This is a genomic window from Vibrio sp. Isolate34 (assembly GCF_022397915.1).
Classification (GTDB): domain Bacteria; phylum Pseudomonadota; class Gammaproteobacteria; order Enterobacterales; family Vibrionaceae; genus Vibrio.
Genome location: NZ_JAKEUO010000009.1, coordinates 160614 through 184872, shown reverse-complemented (window position 1 = coordinate 184872; position 24259 = coordinate 160614). Strand labels below are relative to the sequence as shown.

Below are 24259 nucleotides of genomic sequence, written 5' to 3'. Positions count from 1 at the left end.
AAAAACATAAGTGGGAGAGATGATTCGATCTAAAATCACCAATAACAAGGAAGCCAATGTACACATTCGTTGCAGACAAGCTTGATGTAACTTACTTATCCGCAATTCCTGAAAATCACATATTTCAGGGCTGTGACGTGCCTGAAGAAGAGATAGAACTTCGAGAAATCGTTGAGGTTTGGTATGAGTGTGCCTTCCTGCCCGCTTTCAATCTTCAAAAAATTAATATAGAGAACAAAGCAGAACTGACCGTTGTGCAAATGCATGTATTAAGCAATGACACAAGCACGCTTGCCTTCCTACTCAAAAACAGAGTGTATCGAGCCGCGCTAAACAGAATGCTTGGTGTTTGGACGTTAGAGCCCTCTGCAAAAACCGTGTTAGAACAACTTCTGTTTGAATTAAGCCTCGATAAAAAACGCCCTCATTAATTCGCTGTATAAGATATTCATCAATAAACATAAAATTAAACAAACCATCAAACGCTATAAATTACTAATAAAAGAACGAATTTCAAAATAAGCTCTTAAATCACAAGAACTTATATCCCTCTCACACTTCTACTAAATTTGCGATTTCAAAGTTTCCATATCGGCATTTTTATTCTACTGTTTTTATATAACGACAGTTGGATGGATCCTTATATGGCGATTACGGTCTGGAATAACCTTTCAGTCAAACATAAACTCTTTGGCTTAGTTCTACTTCCCATTTCATTATTACTCTTCCTTGCTGGCAGACAAGCTTATATCTTAACGACTCAATTAAACGATTTTGAGCGAACTCATCAACTATCTGCCTATCTCGAAGATATTTCGGTCTTATATCGCAATGCGTTGGCTTCTAGCCCTGAAGAGTTTGTGAGGCAGAGCAGCGAAGCGAAAGCTGAACTCAAAACTCTTTCTCCAATCATCTTCTTAAGTGCTTCTGATGAGATAGATGAGCTTGTAGCCGATTTCAGTGAGGCCACCTTATCCACAATCCAAGCCACCGATAGCTTCGATAAATTAGATGCCCTTGAGTGGCAGAGTGATTTGTACAAACAGTTGTTACTCGAAATTGAAAAAGTTCCATTCGAAAACACCAAGCGTGGTATTCAGCAACACCTCACTGCATTACAACAATTGGAATGGTTGATGTTCTGGTCGAATGAGGAGTTCAAATTAAGTACGTCTCTCATTGAAATATTTCAAAATTACCAAGAGTACGCCCCAGAACTCGCGGAACAAATCAAAACCCTCAGTGAAAGACAGCAACTGTTTCTAGAGCGCTTCGTTTTGCTAAATGCCAACGAACATCAAGTATCACTGATGGTAGAGGTATTTAGAAACGATGTGTTTGCTCAAAGCCAAGAGATCAGAAACGCACTGCTTGATCTAAACGCCATTAGCCAACTGACAGCTCAAGAGGTTTCTGTTGGGTTAGAAGCGATGAGCGCACGACTAAGCCTGTTACAAAGCCTTGGCGGCGTAATCAAGCAAGAGTTCCAACAAGAAGTTGAGCAAGCCATCTATGACGCGCAAATACAGCGAACCCTGTTTATTTCAATCGTCGCTTTGTTGGCAGCGATTGTTATGGGTTTAACCCTTAGCTTAGCGAGACAAGTCACTAACAACCTGAATTTGGTGTTAGCCTTCTTAAAAAGCGAAAATGATGGCACGCGCCCTTCTCTAGATAAATTAATCCAAGGTAAAGATGAACTCAGTCTGTTTGCTCAGCAAGTTGAACGATTGACCATCGAACGAGAGCTCGCGAAAGAGAGATTGACGGTAGCAAAAGAAGACGCAGAGAGAGCCAAAGAGGACGCCGAACACGCGAAAGACCACGCAATACAGGCCAGCAAAGCGAAAAGTAGCTTCTTGGCCAACATGTCTCATGAAATTCGAACCCCGCTCAATGGAGTGATTGGTATTTCGGAAATCCTCGCAGACACGCCGCTTACACCGACACAACGTGACTATGTTGATACGATCGAAACTTCATCCCAACTGCTCCTTAGCTTAATCAACGATATCTTAGACTTCTCCAAGATTGAATCTGGCATGCTATTAATCAGCCCGCACTCTGCATCAATTAGAGAGTCGATATACGACATTGCATCCATTGTTGCACCAAAAGCGAAAGAACAAAGAATATCGATTAACGTTGATATCAGCCCAGACACACCGGCACGCGTAATGATAGACGATCACCGTTTAAGACAGATTTTGATGAACTTCATGTCGAATGCGGTGAAGTTCACGGCTGAAGGTGGCGTCACATTATCAATCCAAACGCTCAACAAAGCAGATAACAATGCCACCATTCGATTTGCTGTACGAGATACGGGTATTGGTATCGATTCACAGCAACAAAAACAAATATTTGAACCCTTCGCTCAAGAAGACGATTCAACCACACGCCAATTTGGTGGTACTGGTCTTGGCCTAGCCATCAGTACACAGTTGGTTGAACTGATGGGTGGTCAAATTCAACTCGACTCAGTTAAAGGTGAAGGGAGTTGTTTCTATTTCGACTTGGAATTGCCTGTTGACTTGATACTGCCAAAACCAAGTGCAGCAACGACTGAGATTTATGTGCTGGGTAACGAAAACATGCTCTCCGAGCGAATCGAGTCCGACCTTAACCTTTATGGTTTGAAGGTTACCGATAAAACGAATGACATAACGGCAATTACAGAGCAGCTCTCTACTCAAAAACACACTAAACCTATCACTGTCGTTTTCGCTGAAGATGACGCATTCCTAGCTAATAGCCACGCAGATAAGTTAGCTAAGCTGCACCAAAACGGCATCACTATCTGTTTGGTACGTTCCTTCTTAAGTGAGCCAGCGGATCTTGGTGACAGCGTTACAGCACAAGTCGCACAGCCCCTACTCGGCTTACGTTTAGTTAAAGCTATTGAACTTTGTGATACACGAGGTTTGGTGGAACTATCAGAGGCAAGCCAGCCACAAGCTGAGATCCAACACAAAATCCTCATCGTGGAAGACAACAAGATCAACCAAAAGATTGCGGGTCTTCATGTAGGAAAGAGTGGTTTTGAATTCGAGTTTGCGAATAACGGTCAAGAAGCCATCGACATGTTTGCCGCTAACCCTCATTACGCGGCGATACTCATGGATTGCATGATGCCTGTTATGGATGGCTTTGATGCGACAAGTCACATCCGAAGAATTGAAAAAGAAACGGAAGCGACGCGACGCATCCCTATCATTGCATTGACCGCCAGTGTCATCGATGACGATATTCAGAAGTGTTTCGACGTTGGTATGGATGACTATGTACCAAAACCATTCAAGTTCGAAATGCTTAAAGAGAAAGTGCTCACCGCGGTCGAAGCTATGCCACTACCAGCTTCCTATAAAGCTCAACCGAATAAACAACCTGCAACTGTCACTCCGATTATCGACGGGACTGCGACAAAACGTACTTTGCCTGAAGAAGCGGAACCAAGCGCAATTCAGAGCAAATCAGAGAGAATATTGCTAGTCGAAGACAACCGCGTCAATCAAAAAGTAGCTTCTATTATGCTGAAGAAAGCCGGATATGCCTTTGAAATTGCAGACAACGGACAAATTGCCGTTGATATGTACCAGAACGACAGTAGCTTCGACATTATTTTGATGGATTGCATGATGCCTGTTATGGACGGTTTCACCGCAACTAAGGAGATTCGAGAACACGAGAAAAACCAAGGCTTAAGCAAAACTCCTATCATCGCGTTAACCGCCAGTGTTATCGACGATGATATTCAAAAGTGCTTTGATTCCGGTATGGATGGGTATGTGGCGAAGCCCGTTAGAAAAGAAAAACTCTTCCATCAAATAGAAAATGCGACTTGCTAAGGGAAACCAATGGACTGGATAAAAATAATGAAAATACTCCATCAAAGAACGCTTTGTTCAGCAGCAATAGGGCTATTAGGAATCATGTTACTGGTCAGCCCTGTTCAAGCGACTGAAAATTACGCCATATTCTCTCTAGATTCAGGCTTTGAGAAAATAACGCTCAACCAAGCGAGAAAGCTTTACAGAGGGAAAACAAAACGCCTGAATGGTAAACGTGTTGAATTATCTGATTGGCCTGAAAATAGCGCTGAAAGAGAGAACTTCTATCAGCTTTTACTCGGGAAAAATACCGCTCAAATGAATGCACATTGGGCTGGTTTAGCCTTTTCTGGAAAATCTCGTTACCCAAGAGAAATTGAAATGGCTTCTACCGACAGTTTAGTCGACTGGCTAGACGACAAGCCGAGCCGTATTGGCTACTCCCCACTATCTAAAGTTCCCACAAATGCCTACGTTCTCTACGTTATAAGTTCGGAGAAATAATATGAAAAAGATTATTACGTCAGTACTATGCGCTTCAATAGCCTCTCCGGCCTTTGCGATTATTGAGCTTACAGACAACCTGTTGTTAAGCGGCTTTGGTTCAACCTCTTGGGCAAAATCAGACAACGAAAATCCTTTAATCGTCAATCGTGGCATTACAGACGAAAGCTGTTACGACTGTGATACCACGTTTGGAGTTCAGCTTGACTATTTTTACAAGTCATTCAAAGCCTCCGTCCAAGTTGTAAAACCTCCCCAATATGATTGGAGTGAACCACAATTAGAATGGGCTTACCTTGGGTATGAGTTTGATAAGGTTGATGTAAGCATAGGCCGCTTAAGACTGCCCATTTTCCTTGCATCTGAATACTATCATGTTAGTCAAGCTTACATGATGGCGAGACCACCCACAGAAGTTTATAATAGCATGCTGGGTATCACCGCTTTTAATGGTATTAAAATTAGCTGGGCTCATGATATCGGCGATGAATCGACTCTATTATTATCTCCTTTTTACGGGACTAAAGACACAAATGAAGCTGAGTTGAATTCAACCACCTCATTAGAGTTTGAAACAAACCGAACGATCGGTGCAAATATACAACTTACAGGTGTGAATTATCGTTGGAATTTTGCTTTCCTCGATTCAAACTATGATCAAACAGTCACGATTGATGGCTATGGAACTCGCCCTACAGATAAAAACCAGCATATCCAACTTTGGTCACTGGGTTTTGAGTATGAATATGAACAGGCCGTCTTCGCTAGTGAAGGCCAAATAAGTGATCGTTCTTCATCAATGTACGCAAGCCTCGGTTATCACTTAGATTCATTTACACCCTACGTCGTTTATGGCGCAGAGTTTGACTCTAATGAGCATCTAACAGGTAACAGCTATTTGATTGGTGTTGATTACGATGTACTACCGAACGTCTCCATCAATGGTGAAGTGCAGTACTTTGAAGCGCGAAAGACAAACGGCGCCTTTGTTGAAGATTTTAACGTTCAGACAGGCTTTGATGATAAAGACGCAGTTCTCTACACTATCATGCTGAGTTTCGTTTTCTAACCTAAATTAGAATGCCTCTATTAAAAACAAAGCCCAAGATAGTCGCTCTACCTTGGGCTTTTTTATCGCTGTGAATTTTCAGTCCACCCTATTGAAACATAAACTGTAACTATCGTTTCAACAGTGCATATTGAGGTGATTTTATCCCAATGTCAGAGCCGTCAACGTTGTGTCAAAAGGCTGTAAACCCAAGAACTTCACCACCTCAATTCGGTCCATCTTAGAGCGAAGAAACAGATACCTTAAACGGAGAACGCATGCGAATAGCTACTTTATCTTTAAGCTTGGTTTCAGCGGTCGGTTTCGCGGCCGAGCCAAATCCTTTTCCAATTACGCCCGATGAAAGTGGCGAGAAGTTTATGGTAAGTGCAACAAATCCCTACGTAAGCAGCACTGGGTATTCGATACTCAAGCAAGGGGGTAACGCCATTGATGCGATGGTTGCAATGCAAATGACCATGTCGGTTGTCGAACCGGATATGACGGGGATTGGTGGCGGCACTTTCGCGCTCTTTTATCAACGAGACAAAGACCAATTTCTCGCACTCGATGGACGCGATGAAGCGCCCTCTAGCGCAACTCCAGACATGTTTATGGAAGATGGTAAAGCGCTCAGCCGAAATGAGATTTTAGGGCCACGATCCGTCGCAATACCAGGTACACTTCGTTTGCTCTATAGCGCCCATCAAGAATATGGAAAGCTGCCTTGGTCTGAGTTAGTTCAGCCTGCGATTGAACTGGCGAGCAAAGGCTATGCGATGAACAGCTACACCTACGACATTGTGGTTCGTGAGCAAACTCGTTTGATTGAAGACCCAGAAATCAAAGCACTCTACTGGAATAACGATGAGATCAAACCAACAGGCACTTTGATGACCAACCCAAAGCTTGCCGACACACTGAGCAACATTGCTCAACAAGGTGACAAATACCTTTATGGTGGCAAGTTCGGTAAACACATCGTTGAAACGGTCAAAAGCCGTATCGATTCAGACCACGCTAAACTCTCCATTGAAGATTTTGAGCAATACCAAATGAAACAGCGTGACGTGATAGAGAGCGATTACCGCGGAAATAAGATTGTGTCTTTTGGCTACCCAGCCTCCGGAGGTGTGATGGTGGCTCAAAGCTTGGAAATGCTTGAAGCCTATGACTTGGCAGACATGTCTAAAACCGATGCAGAGCCATGGCGATTAATGACGGAAGCGATGCGAATCGCAAAAGCCGATCGTATCGCTTATGCAGGTGACCCAGATTTTGTTGAAACCCCAGTGAACGCCCTACTCGACAAATCTTACATTGATAAACGTCGTCAGTTGATTCCAGAAAATGGTATTGCTCAGACTAACCCGAAGGCAGGCAAGCTTTCCGATACCGATTACGCACAATATCAAGGCTTTGAAAGTCAGGATACCGGTCACATCTCTATCATCGATAAGGATGGCAATGCGATTGCTATGACGAGCACAGTCGGAACGGGCATGGGCTCTGGAGTCATGGTCGATGGTGTGATTCTTAATGCCCAAATGGCGAACTTCTCGACTAAACCAACCATTAATGGCAAACCGACTCAAAACGCCATCGAAGCTGGTAAGCGCCCTCGTTCCGCCATCACACCATTAATGGTAATGGACAAAAAAGACGACCTGCGTTTAGTCGTTGGCTCTCCAGGTAGCTCGCAAATCCCAGGTTACGTGCTGAAAACCGTGGTTGGTGTTCTCGATTGGGATCTGTCGGCTCAAGAAGCGATTGATCTGCCTAACATTCAATACGGCACTAAGATAGACCGAACTAAACCTTATGATCCAACAGGCTTGTTGGTTGAAAAGAAAACCTATGCTGAAATGTTGGTTCCTGAGTTCATGCAGCTCGGTTATCCAGTGCATGTCATTCCGGTGGTGAGTGGCTTGAACGCAATTGAAGTCAGAGATGGCAAGATCTACGGTGCTACAGATCGGCGTCGTGCATCCAGCTCAATGGGCGAATAATTGGTTTACGGGTGAGCAGCTAAGCTCACCCATTTTAACGCCTCTGGCTTGTGTCTTGTTCTAACGATATATTTAAAACAAAATTCTAAATACAAGAAAGCCAGTCGAATGTTTCGACTGGCTTTTCAATAACTACTTTCCGTTTATCGACTCACTCAAATATTATGAGTTTGGCGCTACTCGCTTCTCTTTGAGCTGGTCAATCACATAGCTCGGCGCCACTTTTGAAAGCTCAACTAAGCATTCGTCTGTTTTCTCATTACCGTAGCGTACATAAATGTCGCAGACTGCGTACAACTGCTCTGGTGAACCCGAAATCAGATACGCTTTTTCGAATGACTTAGTCGATTTATCGATGTCTAATTCTTCTTGTAATACCCCATTAAGGTACCAGTAATAGCTGTTATCTTTCGCTAACTTAGCTGCTACTTCAATCTCATTGGCCGCTGCGCTCTTATCTTCAAGACGAACCAAAGTTAGAGATTTAGAGTAATGCAGAGCTGCATTGTTGGGTACATGTTTCAAACCGCGATCCAATACATCGACCGCTTGTTGGTCCTTTTTCTGCGCTCGAAAATTATCAGCGTAGCTTAACCAAACTTGTGGCTCTTTTTGATGCGTTTTGATGAGTTCTAGATAAACCGTTTCCGCCTTATCCCACTCGTTGTGCCAGCGAAGTACATCAGCAAACAGCAGTTGGTACTTTTCTGATTCTTGCGTTTCTAGGAAACTGATCAGCTCTTTTGCTGATGGTTCGATTTGTGCTTTTTGTTGTGCATCTAAGGCATTAAAGTCACGAATTAGATTTGATGTTGCCGTGTGGCGAACCATGGTATCGCTGTCTTTAAGCAACGGAGATACCAATGCCCAACGATGTTCGAGTTGATAAGGTTCAGAGCCAATAACCGACGCTTCGCGAACTTCAGGGTTTTGATCTTTCAAGCCTCTAGCCACAGCCACCAACGCATTTTGGCTTGGGTAAACTGCCAATTCTTGCAGCGCACCAGTACGGTTTTCAATAGACTGATTCTGATCTTGCGCCATGTAAGACAATTGTTGAATGCGGGTTTGAGTGTCCGCCATTTCAAGCACTTGATTGATATTTTGTGCTGGTGCATCAACGGTTTGTTGAACGCTATTAGCTGCCATCGCTGACGTTGAAATCAATGCGGACGTTGAAATAAATAAAGCAACCGCCGTCGCTAAACTCTTCTTGATCATAGTATTACCTTAAGCTGGAGAACTTAGCCTGTCCCTAGACTCATATCTGATTAAATTTCGTTAGAATCGATAGACCTAGACACTGAGTTAAAACTTAGTCTCAAACGTCGTTTGTTTTGCCAGTTCTGCGCGACGCGCCATCATCACAGAATCACTGTACTTACCATGAGCAACAGGGTGTCTCATCGCACGCGCGATATACGCCATCGATTTATCAACATGAGAGAAGAACTTGTGCCAGCCCGCGCATAGATAGTTCAAGCCCGGCTCACCCGCACGAGTTTTGATAAAGCGGTTTTTAGGACATTCACCATGACAAGCAAACTTGTAGTCACATTGCTGACATTGGCTCGTCAGCGTACGTGATTTAGCGAAACCAAACTTCTGTTGTGAAGCGCTGTACGCCAAATCATCCAACTTCTCGTGGTGGATATTGCCGATTTTATATTCTTGATAAACATAGTGGTCACATGAGAAAACGTCACCATTAGGCTCCATAGCAAGGCCTTTTCCGCAAATCTCGTTCAAGGTGCAAAGTGGATTAGGACGACCAATCCACGTTTCTAAACTTGCTTCGAAATATTGAACGAACACTTTGCCGATATCGTGTTTCGCCCACTCATCAAACACGGTAATCAGGAAGTTACCCCACGCCAGATCTGACACACACCATGATTCCATGATTGAATCTTTATGGCCAGGGATCAGGCGCTTGTCACCCTGCTTCAATTGCTCGCTCACTTGGGAGGTTTGCGGTGCAACCGTTCTAAAGGTTTTTTGCTCAACGATAGGGATAAACTGCATTTGTGGCGACTTCACCACATCACGTAAGAATCGGTACACTTCTAGTGCATTTTGACTGGTCAGGTTGTTCACGCAGGTTAACGTCGCGAATTTCACTTGGTACTTGTGCAACAGCTCAACAGCCGCCATCACTTGCTTGAACGTACCGCGACCGGCTCGGTTAGTTCGGTAGGCGTTATGCAGCATCTCTGGGCCATCAATACTTAAGCCTACCAAGAAGTTATTCTTTGCTAAGAACTGTCCCCAATCGTCATTCAGTAATGTGCCATTGGTTTGTAGGTCATTGGAAATCAATACACCTTCAGGTTGGTACTTCTTCTGTAGCTCAACCACACGCTCAAAATAAGCCAAACCTAACATAGTCGGTTCACCGCCCTGCCATGAGAAGATAATTTCTGGCGTATTCTGGCCTTCGATGTATTGTCGGATATACGCCTCTAACGTTTCATCATCCATTCTTGGAGAACTGCCTTTCTTGTACTCCAACAAATCTTGCTTACTTAGGTAATAACAATATTTACAGTCAATGTTACACGCTGCGCCAATCGGCTTCGCCATAACATGTAAGCGCTTAGACGCTTTACCATTATATTGAGGACCTTGAGTAATATGCATGATTTACCTACCTATCTTAGTGTCTTGTTCCCATCATAATTCCGAATTAAGTCAGTGGCATGTTATACCCTTTATAACCAATAGGAATGACCAAAAGCGTTAGAATTACGCCCTATTTCGAACATTTGAGGCACGTGATGAAACTTATCAATTACAAACATTTAGCAGCAGTCAGTGGCGTCACCATGACTATTCTTCTCAGCGGCTGTTCAAGCGTGCCAACACACCCTATTGCCCAACAAATTGACCAAGATATGGTTCTCGTTGAAGGCGGCACATTCACCATGGGTTCAAACAGCCCAGGAGCAAGTAAAGCCGAGCGCCCAGCACGTAGTGTTACTGTAGATAGTTTCTACATTGCGAAGTTTGAGGTGACTCAAGAATTGTTCGAATCGGTGATGGGCTCATCTCTCAGTTATTTCCAAAACCCACAAGTTCCCGTTAACAACCTAAGCTGGCAGCAAGCGAACTATTTCGTAGAGCAATTGAATGAGTTAACTGGCGAAGATTACCGTCTACCAACCGAAGCAGAATGGGAATTTGCAGCGAAGGGTGGTAACAAAAGCAAAGGCTATACTTATAGTGGTTCCAACAACTTAGATGATGTTGCGTGGTACTCAGCAAATTCGAAAAATAGCGCGCATCCCGTCGGATTAAAAAAGCCAAATGAACTAGGCTTATATGACATGACGGGAAACGTTGGTGAATTTGTCATTGATGCTTTCGATGACACCTTCTACAGATTCGGTCCAACTGACAACCCAAACAATGCGAACCACAGTGACGTAGGTTTATCACACAAATCGGTACGCGGTGGCAGCTTTGCTTATGACGAAAATGAATCTGAAAGTTACCGTCGTGATTTCGCTAGTCAGTCAATCACCATGTCGGACATGGGTCTGCGCCTAGTTAAAGATGCTGACTAGTGGGAAGCGCGAACTAGCGAACTTGCACCACTCATTGGTTATCGAGAACCGATACTAAAAACATGATTTGCGCTATCCAAACGTCTGAACTCGGATCAACGGTAACTCGCTGACCAAGCATTAACTCACTGACCAAGTATTAGAACCATGCGGCCACACTGAATAAGGACACCCTATGCAATACACCAAGCTTTCAGGACTTACTCTCGCGTTACTCTGTGCTCTTCCTGCATCGGCTGCAGAAAAGCCAGACCTTGTCCTTCAAATCACTGTCGATGGGCTGCGCGCTGACCTCATCGAACGATACAAGCATAACTTCGGTGAAGGTGGCTTTCGCTACTTAATGGATGACGGTACCTACTACACCAATGCGAACTACCAACACGGCAACACAGAAACCATTGTTGGCCATGTGTCGCTTGCAACAGGCGCTCCACCAAGTGTACATGGCATGGTTGGTAACGTTTGGTACGACCGCAGTGAAGAGCGTTTAGTGTATAACGTAGAGGACGGCAACTACACCATGCTCACTTCCGGCGCGGGTGTCGATAAGGCTACTGAGATAGATCCAACACAAAAGACGGCACAAGGCGATGGCCGCTCTCCAGAGCCAATCCTTGCGACCACCTTTGGTGATGAGCTCACTATTTCCAACAGCGGAAAATCAAAGGTTTTTGGTGTGTCAGTGAAAGACCGTGGTGCTATCTCTCTTGCAGGACACAGTGGAAAAGCGTTTTGGTTCTCGAAAGCACAATCTGAGTTTGTCACCAGTAATTATTACTATGATGAATATCCAGATTGGGTATCTCGTTGGAATGAAAAAAAAGTTGCAGCGCAATACTCCAAACAGAAATGGGAACTCTCGTTACCGCGCGACCAATATACCCTTCAAGAGCACAATACTGATTACAAGGTTAAGCTAGGTGATTTCCAAAGGACTTTCCCTCACCCTTATGGCCCAGCGAGTTATAAATATTACAGCACCACGTTGACCGTGAGCCCCGCTGGTGATGAGATTACAGAGAACTTTGCCAGCACACTATTGATGCAAGAAAAGCTTGGGCAAGGCGATGCCACCGACTACCTATCGGTTAGCTTCTCATCGAACGATTATGTGGTCCATCTATACGGCCCAGAAAGCTTAGAAACGGAAGACAACTTAATCCGCCTGGATAAGACGCTTGCGAAACTTTTAAAAACCGTCGATGACCAAGTAGGTTTAGAAAACACACTCATTGTTTTGTCCGCCGACCATGGCGTACCAGAAGCGTCGCCTGCGGCAAATGCGCTAGGTTTCAGTCAAGCTCAGTACTTCGACAAAGACGCCCTACTATCGAGTGGTGTAGAGAAACGATTAAAAGATGATTTTGGGTTAACCAAAGACGCAATTCGCTTGTATGCTCAGCCTTATATCTATCTGAATCACGACTTAATCGCCGAGAAGAAACTGGACTTGGCTAAGGTACAAGAAGCCATTGCCGATGAGATCGCGAAAGTGAAAGGCGTTGCATTTGCTGTATCAAGCAGTGATATCGCTAAGAACAGAGTACCTGATACACACGTCATGCAGCTGGTTAAAAACAACTATCACCCAGCGCGCTCTGGTGACGTTTATGTCGTATTTGCACCGCGTAGCTACATTAATGATATGGAAGGGCTACAAATTGCCTCGACTCATGGTTCTCCTTGGAAATACGACACGCACGTACCGGTGATTTTCGCTGGCTATGATGTGGATGCTAAGAAGGTTTCACGCCCAATCACACCATACGATATTGCACCAACGCTTTCGAACAAACTTGGCATTACTCAACCAAGTGGTTCGATTGGGCAAGTGTTAGAAGAGATTACTGACTAACCACAATTATTAGGTTGTGGGCCAAACATGCTCGCAGAATCTCTAGCATAAAAGAGCCGCTTATCCCGTTCCATACGAATAAGCGGCTCTTTTCATCATGTAGGATAGATTGAATCGTGCTCAATTCTTACCTGAGTAACGAAACGCTTCTCTGGTGAGTTGATTCAGTTGGTCGTCGTCCATCTTATTGTGCACCACGGTGATACGGCCTAAATAAACCAACGGGACTTCGGCTTCTCTCTCTTCTAAGTGAAACTTAATCGCTTCAGCCGTTGCTACGCCAAGGTCATCACTCATGCGCATTGGTGTTGCATCTAACTCATCAGAACGAATCTTCTCGATCTCTATTGCTGTGCCGCCCCAACCCGTGACATAAACTTCAGACAGCATGTCAGCTTGGTTCAACGCATCAACCGCGCCCATAGTCATTGCTGTATTAGCATTGTGAACCATGGTCACCTCAGGGAAATTACCCAGCACTAAGCGAATCCCATCAGCACCGCGCCCATTGCACTTGAGAAGTCAAACCAACTGTCTGGTTGATGTGTCCATTGTTCATTGGGTGTGTGGAATGCCCAAATAAAGGTTTTGAATTCTGTCGAAGCCGATAGCTTTTGAATGTTCTCAGCTTGTATTCCCAGTTCAGAAGGACCAAAAATCACGAAGTCATAAGGTGTGTCAGCATTCAACACTTGATCCGTGTATTGAGTCTGCAAAGAGTGCTCAATTTGTCTTGAAGTAAACTCGCTGATCTCGAATGGCAACTCTAAAGCGATCAACCTTTCCTTCAATGCGGTGTAATTTCTTGTCCAAAAGTCAGAAATATCTGCACTTGGATAAATTAGGGCAATTCTGACCGGTTTCTCTACCGACATTGGTGCCAACGAAATCGGCTCGCAACACTGAAAGACCTTAATAACAAGTACGACGATAAAATCACTAACATATTGGCCATCAACGACTTGTATATCGACTATGCGATCCCCTCTTTGGAGTCGAGTCTTGAAGAGCTAAAAATGATCCCGCAGAACATCTCTGCAGGTGATGGCAGTAAAGCGGCCTATAAAAGAATCTATAACGGACAATTCCAACTGGCAACCGTTCCTGAGCCCTTATATTTACAAGGTTGGCAGATTGTCGACGAGCTTAACCGAGCCTTCAATCATATGCCTCCTAGCGGTTACTCTGCCCCTGTTCATTTAGTCACACCCGATAATGTTGAAGAGCTCTTCAGCGAATCAGACAAGGGCATCTACGATCCTAAAAATGGTTACCGTGAAGCGAATCTGAGAATTTGGAAGCCACAATGAAATTACGTCAGATAAACATCACCCAGCGACTCATCATGTCGAACTTGCTCTCACTATTGATCGTGAGCCTTGCGGTGATCATGGTGATTCGGTCTTTGTATTATGTTGAGTCGACGCTCAAAACTGAAACCTCAACGCACGTGTCTGATTTGATTATCAACTCTGAGATCAGCCGCCGCGTTTTTACATTAACTTCTCGAGTTAAGTTGCTGGAGCAAACCTTTCTGTTCAGTGAAACCACCTTGTCTGAAGAAGCGTTCAACGTGGATTTTCTGCTCCAACGCTTGAGAGACTTGTCGACCAATGAAGGCTTCTCACAAAAGATCGACGCCTTTATCGATAACTTCCACCGCTTCTTAGGCAGTTCATTGGCTCTAAACCGAATTCTAAAACAGACCAACCAGATCGACGCGACACTAGCCGAGCAACTCGAACTAGCGATAGCCGACAGTAAACTTAAACATTTAAACCAACCTAACTTCATTCGTTATAACAATGAATTAGACCTGATCAACATGTTGCGAGAGTCCTTCCTCGCCTCTGGAAAAATGGTGGGTGATATTCACAGCCGTATCACACCAGAAACAGAAAAAGTGTTGCTTATCGAGGTAGAAAAAGAGCTCGATATCTTCTTACTTCACTTAGAAAACGTTGATATAGGAACAGCTGCGGTTATCGCAGAGAAGAAACGTATCCACCGCACCGTAAAACGATACAACGCCGCTTTAAAACGAATTCGCGCTAATCTGGAACAACGTTGGTTGGTAATGGCTTCGCTGTTAGAAGCACAAAGCGATTTGTTGGAGATGGTGGAGAACACCGAATCATGCGTACAGAACCAAGCTCTAGAACTAACCGACCAACTTGAAGAAGAGATCGGTTTATCTCGATTGAACGCCATCATCATGGCTTTTCGGCTTTCGTTTTATCGATGCTGCTTGTTAACCATGTGGTGAGACACCACATTCGACAACCACTCAATGCACTATGACATGGTTTCGACCGTTTAGAATCCGATAGCCTCAAAAACCCAATCAATTTGGGCAGAAGTGACGAGTGGTCTCACTTAGAGAAAGCCTATAACAACATGGCTTCAAGGCTATCTGAGGCCTATCTCGACCTCACTGAAGAAAAGAAGAACTTCGACTTTCTTGCTCACCACGATCCGTTGACCAACTTGGCGAATAGATTGTTAGCCACCAAACAGTTAGATAAAGAAATTAAGCTTTCGAGCGAGAACAATGCGCCCTTTTTACTGTTTTATCTCGATATTGATGAGTTCAAAACAATCAATGACTCGTTAGGTCATGCTCCCGGTGACAGCTTACTGGTTAACGTCTCTGACATCCTGAATAACTTCGTCGGCGAACAAGGTTTTGTTGCACGAATGGGCGGAGACGAATTCTTGGTTGTGTACTCGAACATAGGGTTAGAGGAAGGCGAACAGATCGCCGAGGGCTTAAACCAAGCATTGAGAAAGCCCTACTACATTGATGATAGCTCTATATTCGTTTCAGCCAGTATTGGGGTGTGTGAATACCCGACTCATGGCGAGGATCGTGAAACCTTGATTCGAAATGCAGATACCGTTATGTATCACGCCAAGCGAAATGGCAGAGATCAATACAGAGTTTACGCAGACGAAATGACCCATGAGGTTAACGACCTAATTGAAACTAACATTGGACTTCATAAAGCGGTTACTAACGACGAGTTGGAAGTGTTCTTCCAACCCAAAATCGACTTAGACTCGCAAGGCATCATCGGTGCCGAGGCCCTAATTCGCTGGAGGCACCCAAAACTAGGGTTGCTCCCACCTATCGATTTTCTTGAAGTCGCAGAAAAAAGTGACCTTATTATTGACATCGACAAATGGGTATTTAAGAAAGTGGCGAAGCTGATCACTGAATGGCAACGCTCAGGTATCGACCTACAAGGTGTGATGTTCTCTATCAACTTCTCAGCAAGAATGTTCTATATGACTGACCTCGCAGAGCAGCTGCAAGTGATACTGGATGAGACGGATTGCCTGCCACATCAGCTGCTTCTCGAAATCACAGAAAGAGACATGATACGAGATTTCGAAACCTGCTCAAGAACCATTGAAGTACTTCACTCGAAGGGCTATAAGATTGCGATTGATGACTTTGGTACAGGCTATTCTTCATTGTCGGTGCTGAAGAATCTGCCTGCTGATTGCGTCAAACTCGACCGAAGCTTTATTGAAGACATTAACTCATCTAAGGTCGACTACGAGATCACGTGTGCTGTATTGAAGTTGGCACAAATACTGAATTTCTCGGTGATTGCTGAAGGGCTTGAAACGCAGAACCACTTAAATACTCTGCGCCAAATAGGTTGTAAATACGCGCAAGGCTACTTCTTCTCAAGGCCGTTGCCGACTGATGATTGGGTGTCTTACTTCTTGCTCAACTCAGAACAAACGCAAAAAGAGGCATAACGAATCTTAAAGGAGTAAATGACCCTATCGGTCGGTCACTCCGTTTACCTGACTGAAGCGGCTTACTGATTGTTTACCAGACAAGGGCTATCATCAGGCAGCACTAAACTGATGCTCGAAGGCATAACCTCAAAGCGAATCTGGTTTGAACGATAAGGTTCGCCGTCTAAGTTAATCGGCAATGATTGCGGGAAATCTATCTCTAACCAACGTGCTTGAGTGTGAACAATGTATTTACCGTCGTCAGCAGGATGTTTGAGCTCTTCGATGACTTTTGGCAAGTCAGACGCTACAAAGGCTTTGACCAAAGTCAGATCCATCAAACCATCATCAATAAGTGCATTGGGCGCAAGCTCTTGCCCACCACCCGCGAGGCGGCCATTACAAAACGCCCCGACCAGGATTTCGCCAGTAAAGGTGCCTTTGTCTATGGTCAAGGTACCGCTGTATGGTTTAAACCCTAAAGCTTTCACCACACCTGTTAGCGTATATGCACCGCCACCAAGAAAGTCTTTAAGTTCAACGGGCGTTTCGGCCGTCACTTCCGCACCAAAGCCGGCAGCAGCAACGTTCATGAAATAGCGATCATTAGCACGAACACTGTCGACCCCGAATGCCTTCCCTTCTAAAGCAAGCCTAAACGCCTGAGCAATATCACTAGGGATTCCAGTCGCGGTAGCAAAGTCATTCGCTGTTCCCATTGGAATAACCGCCAGCTGCGGCCTCTCGCTCGCACGAAACTGGTTAAGCGCATTCACCGCTTCATTTACCGTTCCATCACCACCAGCCACAATCAGTCGCTTCACACCATCGCATATCGCCTCACTGACTAAACGAAACATATCCGACGATTCCCAAGTAACTCTCACTTGTAGGTCGATATCCCTATCCCTTGCCGCAAAGACTGCTTGTCTTAACTCGGGGATATTGGCTTTCTTTCCATTTAAAATCGCGCGAATACTGTCCATTGTTATGTCCTTTTGGAGCTAACTTGATGTGTCTTTGGCTGCCGCTTTGATCTTAGCGCGCAACCACTTGTGGCTCGGTTCGTTAGTACGACTTGGATGCCAGATCATACACATATCGAGGTCTTCTAACTCGAAAGGCAGTGGCAGTGTTCTGACATTGTACTTTTCAGAGAAACAACGCACCGATGAAATAGGTAACACGCCGATGTAATCAGAACCTTCAATTACAGGTAGCATCTCAACGACCCCCGCAGCACGATAGACTATTCTGCGTTTCTCTAGGTCACTATAGTGTTCAGAGCTCAATAAGCTTTTACGTGCATGCCAACGAGAAACAACCACATGTTCAAGTGACAAGAACTGTTCCATGTCGATAGTATCGCCAAGGACAGGATGGTCTTTGCGGCACACCACCACCAACTCCTCTGTAGAAATCACCTCATGCTTAAGCATGGTTCTTCCTTTTGGTGTCATATCGACGATCACATCGTGTCTTTGGAGCCTTAAATCAGACTCGTAGTCTTCCGTAAACAGAGGGTGAACTTCGAGTGCTATACCGGGGGCAACCTGGCTGATTAGCTGCATCACTCTTGGCATCATTTCATAGCTCGCCGCCGAGACGCAGGCAATAGAAAACACGCGGCCTGAAGTTTTAGGATCGAAGTCTCTTGATGCGGATAAGGTAGACGTAAAGTTTTTAAGTGCCGCGGCCATTGCAGGATAGATATCAATAGCAAATGTGGTCGGCTCTACGCCTGAAGTGGTTCGGTGAAACAGTGGTTCGTCATAGATATCTCTCAACCTTGCAAGCGCCTTGCTCACCGCCGGTTGGCTTATATCCATGCGATTAGCAGCTCTAGATAAGTTCTGCTCTTCATAGATAGCAACAAATATAGGAATTAAATTGAGTTCGGTACTTTTCATACAGTTCCATATTAAAGAAGCAGGTCCCCTATAGTAGAGAACCTGCCGATGATGTTCGATGCGAATAACTAAAGTTTGCTACTTAGTTCTCTCTTTTAAGTCTGGCAAGGCTTTAGGGATTTTCAAGCGGGCGAAAATTGAACGAGAATGGCTTGAGTTTGATTGGTCACTAAGCAGGTTGCCTAACCCTCTCCACAAACGAGCAAATACGTTTTTATCTTCACGCCCTTGTTGAAGTGCTTCGCTGTCTTCCACCCAACGTTTTTGTCCATTCAATTTACCAAGTTGCGCTTTACCCAGTTCTAACTCAGTCGTTTCAGTTCGTAACTCACGGTAGATAAAGGTTCTCAATGCAGACCAATTACCTTGCTTAAGCAAACGACGGAATATCAACCAACGCGGTATTGGTCGGTTCTTGTAATAACGCTTCAAAGAAACACACAACGCAATACACAACACCAGAGCCAAACCAACGCTAATAAAGACAGACATGTAAGCTTTGATAAAGGATTGGAGTGTGTGTTTTGCTTCAAACACTTCGCCTTTTATCACCACGCTTTCAAGACGTTGGTTCTTGCTGTCCCACCATTGGAATGAGAAATCCGGCAAGGTAAACTCGCCACCTTGTTGAATCACATAAACCGTTTCTTCCACTCGGCTAGAACGGTAATTACCACGTTCTTGTGTATCGTCTAAACGATTTGGCTGTGGGTAGGCTTGATATTGCTGAGTCGAATCATTGGACAGCACATCTGGCAGTAACACAGACAAGCTGTCTTTTGCTTTGATCGTCACGGTACGAGTAACCGCATCGCCAACTTTCAAGTTTTCATTCGAACGTTGCCATTGCTGTTCAACATCCACATCTGTTGCAGAAAACCAAGGCGATTCATCACTTAATAAACCTGAAGGTAATGAAGCTTCAAACTTAATGGGTTGCGTATAAAGCGTGCCACCAACGTTTGAACCATCAGGAGCTGACACTTTAATACGAACAGGCACGGTAGGAATCACGAATTCGCCCGAAGTCATCGGATAAAGCGTCACTTCCCAGCGTTGGCGTGACCATGTTGCCCCACCTACTCGCTCTGTGTAGTTCGTCGCGAGTTGATTTCGCTGCTTAGCAATAACATTCGGGATTTCGATGCTGCCAATTCGAGTCCCCCCGGTTAGCCAACGTGGTGTCGCCACCTCAATGGTCAGGATCACTTGCTCATTGACGCTAACTTTCGTAGGCTTAATTTTGTCGTCAGACTTCGGTTTTTCACCTACCCAAGCGACTAATTCGACATCACCACTCCGCTGCAGGTCATAGATATCAGCCGCAGAAACAAGTGTTGAAAAAGCAGCGCTAAACAGCAGAACCATCGAAACAAGCAAGGTCTTGGTTAGTTTAAATAACTCTAAGCGCCCTGCCTTTGTTTGAAGCGCTGCAAGAGCTAAATCATATCGACTCATTGTGTTTGCTCCTGTTTTGGCGCCTGTTCTTGTTTTGACGACGGCTCCTGTTGCGATGTCTGTTCGAGCGAAGGTGCAGAATCTCTTAACTGAATTTGAAATTTCGATTTCAAGAAGAACTTAGGATCGGCTTCTACGCGTTTCAACCACTTGTCGGCAAGCTCTTGGCTACCCAAAATCTCATTGGCGTTAAGTGTTTCTTTCAACATAACTTCGGCTACCGTTTGTTCTTCTGCGCCGTCCCCCGTACGTGGTTGGTCATCAGCTAATTCTATGGATTCCTCAAGCCCATCTGATACCGAAGAAGATGCTTGGCTTTCACTGGTGCGATTAACCTCTTCAATAATGCCACTCAGCACCGCTAAATTGTTTTCTATATCGGCTTTCAGTTCTGGTGACAGATCGGGCTTTTCACTCAGTGATTTGAGTAAATCGCGCGCAGCAAGGTATTCACGTTGTCGAGCTAAAGCACTTGCTGCGTTATACAAACCATAATCGGTTTTTGTCTGTAAAAAGGCACTGTGAGCTAACTTAAAATCACGAGCATAGTAATAAGCTGCACCCTTTCTCATTGGATCCTTAAAGTGCTTTGCCGCTTCAAGGTATTCCTTTTGATTCAATAAACGTTGTCCTTGCTGATCAGGCGTTAGCCATAAATCCCACCACCATTGGGCTGTTTTATCCCAAACCGTCAGCGACTCTTCAACTACGGGTTTATCGGCGGTTAAGCTGACCGTTTTCGCCAAAGTGTGCGGAGAATACACACTGCCTATAATCAAAACGCCAACCACACACCACTGAACCAACCACCCTTTTCTAAACCACAACAACATAATGATCGCCATAGGAATAAGAAGACCGTATCCCATGTCTTTCCAAGGCATTGAAGACTCACCGTTAAGTTGCATGTTTCTTTCAACCGCTTTGTTGAGTTGTTGGATATCAGAATTATCAACGGTCACTTCGATCAGCCTTCCGCCCGTCTTGCTCGCTAAGCTACGTAATGAATCGAGATCAACAGGGCTGTCACTCACCACATTGCTATTTCCTGCCGCTAGAATGAGCAGCTGATATGGATTGTCGTTAAAGAAGGTTTCGAACGCCCTGATGGTACTTGGGTTAACGCCATCTGATACCAACAACACTGACGAACCTAGCTCACCAGACAATTGTTGATTGATGAGTGGCAATGCCTCCTCCGCAGACTTACCTGATACTGGCATGATGTCAGGGGTGATAGCCGCCAGAAACGGTTCAAATACCTTGCTGTCTTGAGTAACAGGCATCGCGACATGCGCGCTACCTGCATACACAACCAAACCCGTGTTACCGCCCTTGCGTGCTGCGAGTAAGTCTCTAATTTTCTGTTTAGAGCGTTCCAAGCGACTTGGTGGTAAGTCTTTAGCCAGCATCGACTCACTGTTATCGAGTACCACTAACATCGAGGCTTTGTCTTCACCAAAAGGCGAAGCTTCACGCTGCCATGTTGGGCCTGAACAGATAATAATGGCAATCGTCACTATCACCATTAATAGCTTTAGTGGTAACTGTTTGCGCCAGCCAGTTTCCCCAATAGTCAATGCATTGCGTAAATGAGCAGGAAGAATGTCTTTCCACGTTGGCTTAGTCTCTTCTCTCCAACGAACCCATAGCAAGAAGAACATCGGAATAAAGGCCAACAACCACAATGGTCGAATAAAGTGAAACTGAGTAAAGAACTGTTGCAACATGAGAGAATCAGGCATCGTTCTCTCCTTTCAAATTTTTCATTGAAGAAGCCAAAAGCGAGCGTCGGCGGATTGTTGCGAAACTAAACGCAGTCAAATACATCACAACAACAATGGCCATCAAGTAATGGTGTAATCCCTGTTTAGGACGATAAGTCGTACTCTCATACAACTGAGGCTCTAGCTCACCAATTTGAGCATAAGCTTTAGTCAGCTCATCGCGGTTAAGCGCTTCAAAAGATTCACCACCAGACTCTTGAGCCACACGGTTGATAGTTTCCATATCCAAAGCCACCTCGCCGACGGTTTGCGGATCACCTATGGCGATAACGTGAATACGAACACCTTTCGCCTTAGCCACTTTGGCCGCATCGATAGGTTCAACAAAGCTGCCAGTGTCATTGCCATCGGTTAGCACAATCACTACTTTCTCTTTTTCTTTGGCATCAATACTTGAATCTTGGACTGCAGCACCCTGCTTCTCACTCTGTTCAAACACCTTAATCGCTAAGCCAATGGCATCACCTAAATTTGTGCTTTGCCCTGCCATTGCCACGTCCGTTTGATTGAGTAGCTCAAGCCACACATCTTGGTCGGCCGTAAATGGCGTTTGTACAAATGCTGCATCACCAAACAGAATCAAACCAAGTCGGTCACCCTTTCGAGTTTTAGCAAAGTCAGCTAACACCTCTTTAGTCGCATCTAAACGTGAGATTTTATCCCCTTGTTTAGACGTAAAATCTTGTTCAGCCATTGAGCCCGACAAATCGACCACCACCATGACATCGCGGCCCAATTGTTCACGAACTTGTGGCTCACCTAAGATGGTTGGCTTAGCTAACGCACAAACCACTAATACCCAAGTAATAATCAATGTGGTGCGTTGCCACCAGCTTGGTGTTAACTGGCTTGCGCCCTCAGATGGCGCCTCGCCTATTGCTTCTACCAACTCACTGAAAAATGGCACCTTAATGGCCATTTGTTTAGTGCGATAAGCAGGCACAGCTAAGTAGACCAACAAAGGCAATGGTAACGCGATAAACCACAATGGATGTGCGAACTCAAAGCTGGCAGATAAGCTATCAAACATTATCTTGGCCCTCTGTTGTCGCTTGTACATCGGGTTTATGAAGTTTTAGCCACATCATCGCGGTTTGAATTACCTCTAAACGCTGTTCAAAGGTCAAACTTACCTTTGGGTCGATTAAGCTTTGCATCCACAGTCCTGAGACTTCATCGGTAAAGAAAGCATTACTCTTTGTACTCGTGCCAGCGTTAACAGGAAGATAAGCGTGCAAGCGGTTTACATAGGCTTGACCAAACAACTTGGCATTACCGCTGTCTAGATAACGAAGCACCACTTTGAGTATCTTGAAGGTTCGCTCGGTTGAGTTTTTGTCTCGAGCATCCAATACCATCAGCTCTTTAAGTGCTTCTTTACGATAACGATTATTCCACCACCTTAACGCCAAGCGATAAGCCAGATAGAACGCGACCAATAACAAGGCAACGCCAAGGATCTTCCAACCGATCGTTTGAGGAAACCAGCTCACGCTGTCGGGAATCGTTACATCGCGCAGTTCGCGAAGGATATAAGTACTAGGAGGCGTATGTTCAACGGCCATTTAGCGCCCTCCTACTAGCTTTTGAAGCTGTGAAATATGAGCACCCGACGTATCTAATTCGATATAAGGCAGGTTTTTCATCGCCATTAATTTAGCAAGAGATTGTTTTTGAAGTGCCGCTTTTTGAGCAAGGCTCTCGCTCGCAAGGTTAACCTTAGATTGGCTATCAAGATTGAGCTGAAAACGACCATCGCCCACCACCCAGTTCGCGCTAGCAAGATCATGAGGCAGTGATTGTTCTAACGGATCGGTCACCATAATGGCAAGGATGTCATTGTGCTGCTGTAGCTGCTTGAGTCGATCAAGGTGTTGTTCTTGGCAATCACGCCAGTCGCTAATAAAGATTAAGGTCGATTGTTTTAGCCTCATACGCTTGATCAGTTCAATCCATTGACTGAACCCGACACCCTCGCTGTCACTCACACTCACACCTAAACTTTGATTCGCCTTGGTTAGGTGTTTAAGTTGAGCGAGCAAATCAGATTGTGAGCGCTGTGCTTTGGTATGAAAGAGTTTTTGATGTGAAGCTAAAACAAAGCCAACACGGTCGCCATCTTTCAGCACTCGCCATCCACACAATGCCGCAACTTCGGCAGCCACAACGGATTTCATGGTGTTTTGAGAGGCAAAAAACATCGAGCTGCGCTGATCGACACAGATCATCACATTACGGTCTTTTTCTTCGGTATAGCTGCGAACATGAGGCTTACCTGTGCGCATGGTGACTTTCCAATCAAGATTGCGAATATCGTCACCCAGTTGGTAATGACGCAACTCTTCGAAGTTCAACCCACGACCACGAAATAGAGAATTATGTCGACCCGACAATACACTGCCAGCCTTTAGATGAGGCAACAGAGAAAACGACTCAGCTTGAGCCTGTATTCGCACTAACCTTGAATAATCACAGTATAAGCGTGGGTCAAGGCCTTGCGATTTGGGAGCTTGTGTAGGCTTCGCCATGACGCCCC

Annotated in this window: 16 protein-coding genes and 3 pseudogenes; 9 read left to right on the top strand and 10 right to left on the bottom strand. The window is 44.9% G+C overall.

The genetic code is table 11. From position 1 onward, the window contains the following. The first annotated feature begins 56 nt into the window (after positions 1-56). The 5 genes from L1D22_RS12135 to ggt all read left to right on the top strand — a co-directional run bounded on the left by L1D22_RS12135 (position 57) and on the right by ggt (position 7391). A complete protein-coding gene (locus L1D22_RS12135) occupies positions 57-431 on the top strand; it encodes a hypothetical protein (protein ID WP_239829984.1) in 375 nt (124 codons plus the stop codon). A 213-nt stretch (positions 432-644) separates the two neighbouring features. Then, a complete protein-coding gene (locus tag L1D22_RS12130) occupies positions 645-3848 on the top strand; it encodes a response regulator (protein WP_239829982.1) in 3204 nt (1067 codons plus the stop codon). A 9-nt stretch (positions 3849-3857) separates the two neighbouring features. Then, entirely contained in the window at positions 3858-4334 is a 477-nt protein-coding gene (locus L1D22_RS12125) for a hypothetical protein (protein WP_123310167.1), read from the top strand. A 1-nt stretch (position 4335) separates the two neighbouring features. Then, a complete protein-coding gene (locus L1D22_RS12120) occupies positions 4336-5403 on the top strand; it encodes a sulfate ABC transporter permease (RefSeq protein WP_239829980.1) in 1068 nt (355 codons plus the stop codon). 257 nt (positions 5404-5660) lie between these two features. Next, positions 5661-7391, top strand: a complete 1731-nt coding sequence (ggt, locus tag L1D22_RS12115; protein ID WP_239829978.1) for a gamma-glutamyltransferase — start codon at positions 5661-5663, stop codon at positions 7389-7391. A gap of 162 nt (positions 7392-7553) precedes the next feature. Here ggt and L1D22_RS12110 read toward each other — a convergent pair whose 3' ends face one another. After that, positions 7554-8612, bottom strand: a complete 1059-nt coding sequence (locus tag L1D22_RS12110) for a hypothetical protein (RefSeq protein WP_239829976.1) — start codon at positions 8610-8612, stop codon at positions 7554-7556. A gap of 87 nt (positions 8613-8699) precedes the next feature. Beyond that, a complete protein-coding gene (locus L1D22_RS12105) occupies positions 8700-10031 on the bottom strand; it encodes an anaerobic sulfatase maturase (RefSeq protein WP_239829975.1) in 1332 nt (443 codons plus the stop codon). A gap of 137 nt (positions 10032-10168) precedes the next feature. Between L1D22_RS12105 and L1D22_RS12100 the strand changes: the two genes are divergently transcribed. Beyond that, positions 10169-10957: an SUMF1/EgtB/PvdO family nonheme iron enzyme gene (locus tag L1D22_RS12100; protein ID WP_239829973.1), complete on the top strand. Its 789-nt coding sequence runs from the start codon at positions 10169-10171 to the stop codon at positions 10955-10957. Between the two features lie 175 nt (positions 10958-11132). Continuing rightward, positions 11133-12815 (top strand): alkaline phosphatase family protein, encoded by a 1683-nt coding sequence (locus L1D22_RS12095; RefSeq protein ID WP_239829972.1) that lies wholly within the window; start codon positions 11133-11135, stop codon positions 12813-12815. Positions 12816-12935: 120 nt separating this feature from the next. On the opposite strand, the pseudogene L1D22_RS12090 reads toward L1D22_RS12095, so the two are convergent. Beyond that, a pseudogene (locus tag L1D22_RS12090) lies at positions 12936-13732 on the bottom strand (ribose ABC transporter substrate-binding protein). Between L1D22_RS12090 and L1D22_RS12085 the strand changes: the two are divergent. Beyond that, positions 13712-14125, top strand: a pseudogene (locus L1D22_RS12085) (sugar ABC transporter substrate-binding protein); the annotation flags it as partial. The pseudogenes L1D22_RS12090 and L1D22_RS12085 overlap by 21 nt on opposite strands. Then, positions 14122-16586: pseudogene (locus L1D22_RS12080) on the top strand (EAL domain-containing protein). The pseudogenes L1D22_RS12085 and L1D22_RS12080, both read left to right, overlap by 4 nt. A 62-nt stretch (positions 16587-16648) precedes the next feature. On the opposite strand, the gene yegS reads toward L1D22_RS12080, so the two are convergent. From yegS to L1D22_RS12045, 7 genes are all read right to left on the bottom strand, one after another. After that, positions 16649-17554, bottom strand: a complete 906-nt coding sequence (gene yegS / locus L1D22_RS12075) for a lipid kinase YegS (protein WP_239829971.1) — start codon at positions 17552-17554, stop codon at positions 16649-16651. An 18-nt stretch (positions 17555-17572) separates the two neighbouring features. After that, positions 17573-18478: a LysR family transcriptional regulator gene (locus tag L1D22_RS12070; protein WP_239829970.1), complete on the bottom strand. Its 906-nt coding sequence runs from the start codon at positions 18476-18478 to the stop codon at positions 17573-17575. A 78-nt stretch (positions 18479-18556) separates the two neighbouring features. Next, positions 18557-19936, bottom strand: a complete 1380-nt coding sequence (locus L1D22_RS12065) for a BatD family protein (protein WP_239829969.1) — start codon at positions 19934-19936, stop codon at positions 18557-18559. Beyond that, complete coding sequence (locus L1D22_RS12060; RefSeq protein WP_239829968.1) at positions 19933-21681, bottom strand: VWA domain-containing protein; 1749 nt, start codon at positions 21679-21681, stop codon at positions 19933-19935. The genes L1D22_RS12065 and L1D22_RS12060 overlap by 4 nt, the downstream gene beginning before the upstream one ends. After that, complete coding sequence (locus L1D22_RS12055) at positions 21674-22753, bottom strand: VWA domain-containing protein (protein WP_239829967.1); 1080 nt, start codon at positions 22751-22753, stop codon at positions 21674-21676. Before L1D22_RS12055 ends, L1D22_RS12060 begins: the two co-directional genes overlap by 8 nt. Next, positions 22746-23288, bottom strand: coding sequence for a DUF4381 domain-containing protein (locus L1D22_RS12050; protein WP_239829965.1), 543 nt, complete (start codon positions 23286-23288; stop codon positions 22746-22748). Before L1D22_RS12050 ends, L1D22_RS12055 begins: the two co-directional genes overlap by 8 nt. Beyond that, positions 23289-24251 (bottom strand): DUF58 domain-containing protein, encoded by a 963-nt coding sequence (locus tag L1D22_RS12045; protein ID WP_048660288.1) that lies wholly within the window; start codon positions 24249-24251, stop codon positions 23289-23291. Between the last annotated feature and the right edge of the window lie 8 nt (positions 24252-24259).

Coding starts and splice junctions, on each gene's coding strand:
- L1D22_RS12060 (WP_239829968.1), bottom strand. CDS start 21,681: ATGCCTGATTCTCTCATGTTGCAACAGTTCTTTACTCAGTTTCACTTT.
- L1D22_RS12120 (WP_239829980.1), top strand. CDS start 4,336: ATGAAAAAGATTATTACGTCAGTACTATGCGCTTCAATAGCCTCTCCG.
- L1D22_RS12100 (WP_239829973.1), top strand. CDS start 10,169: ATGAAACTTATCAATTACAAACATTTAGCAGCAGTCAGTGGCGTCACC.
- L1D22_RS12130 (WP_239829982.1), top strand. CDS start 645: ATGGCGATTACGGTCTGGAATAACCTTTCAGTCAAACATAAACTCTTT.
- L1D22_RS12095 (WP_239829972.1), top strand. CDS start 11,133: ATGCAATACACCAAGCTTTCAGGACTTACTCTCGCGTTACTCTGTGCT.
- L1D22_RS12110 (WP_239829976.1), bottom strand. CDS start 8,612: ATGATCAAGAAGAGTTTAGCGACGGCGGTTGCTTTATTTATTTCAACG.
- L1D22_RS12125 (WP_123310167.1), top strand. CDS start 3,858: ATGGACTGGATAAAAATAATGAAAATACTCCATCAAAGAACGCTTTGT.
- L1D22_RS12065 (WP_239829969.1), bottom strand. CDS start 19,936: ATGAGTCGATATGATTTAGCTCTTGCAGCGCTTCAAACAAAGGCAGGG.
- L1D22_RS12135 (WP_239829984.1), top strand. CDS start 57: ATGTACACATTCGTTGCAGACAAGCTTGATGTAACTTACTTATCCGCA.
- L1D22_RS12050 (WP_239829965.1), bottom strand. CDS start 23,288: ATGGCCGTTGAACATACGCCTCCTAGTACTTATATCCTTCGCGAACTG.
- L1D22_RS12055 (WP_239829967.1), bottom strand. CDS start 22,753: ATGTTTGATAGCTTATCTGCCAGCTTTGAGTTCGCACATCCATTGTGG.
- ggt (WP_239829978.1), top strand. CDS start 5,661: ATGCGAATAGCTACTTTATCTTTAAGCTTGGTTTCAGCGGTCGGTTTC.
- L1D22_RS12045 (WP_048660288.1), bottom strand. CDS start 24,251: ATGGCGAAGCCTACACAAGCTCCCAAATCGCAAGGCCTTGACCCACGC.
- L1D22_RS12105 (WP_239829975.1), bottom strand. CDS start 10,031: ATGCATATTACTCAAGGTCCTCAATATAATGGTAAAGCGTCTAAGCGC.
- L1D22_RS12070 (WP_239829970.1), bottom strand. CDS start 18,478: ATGAAAAGTACCGAACTCAATTTAATTCCTATATTTGTTGCTATCTAT.
- yegS (WP_239829971.1), bottom strand. CDS start 17,554: ATGGACAGTATTCGCGCGATTTTAAATGGAAAGAAAGCCAATATCCCC.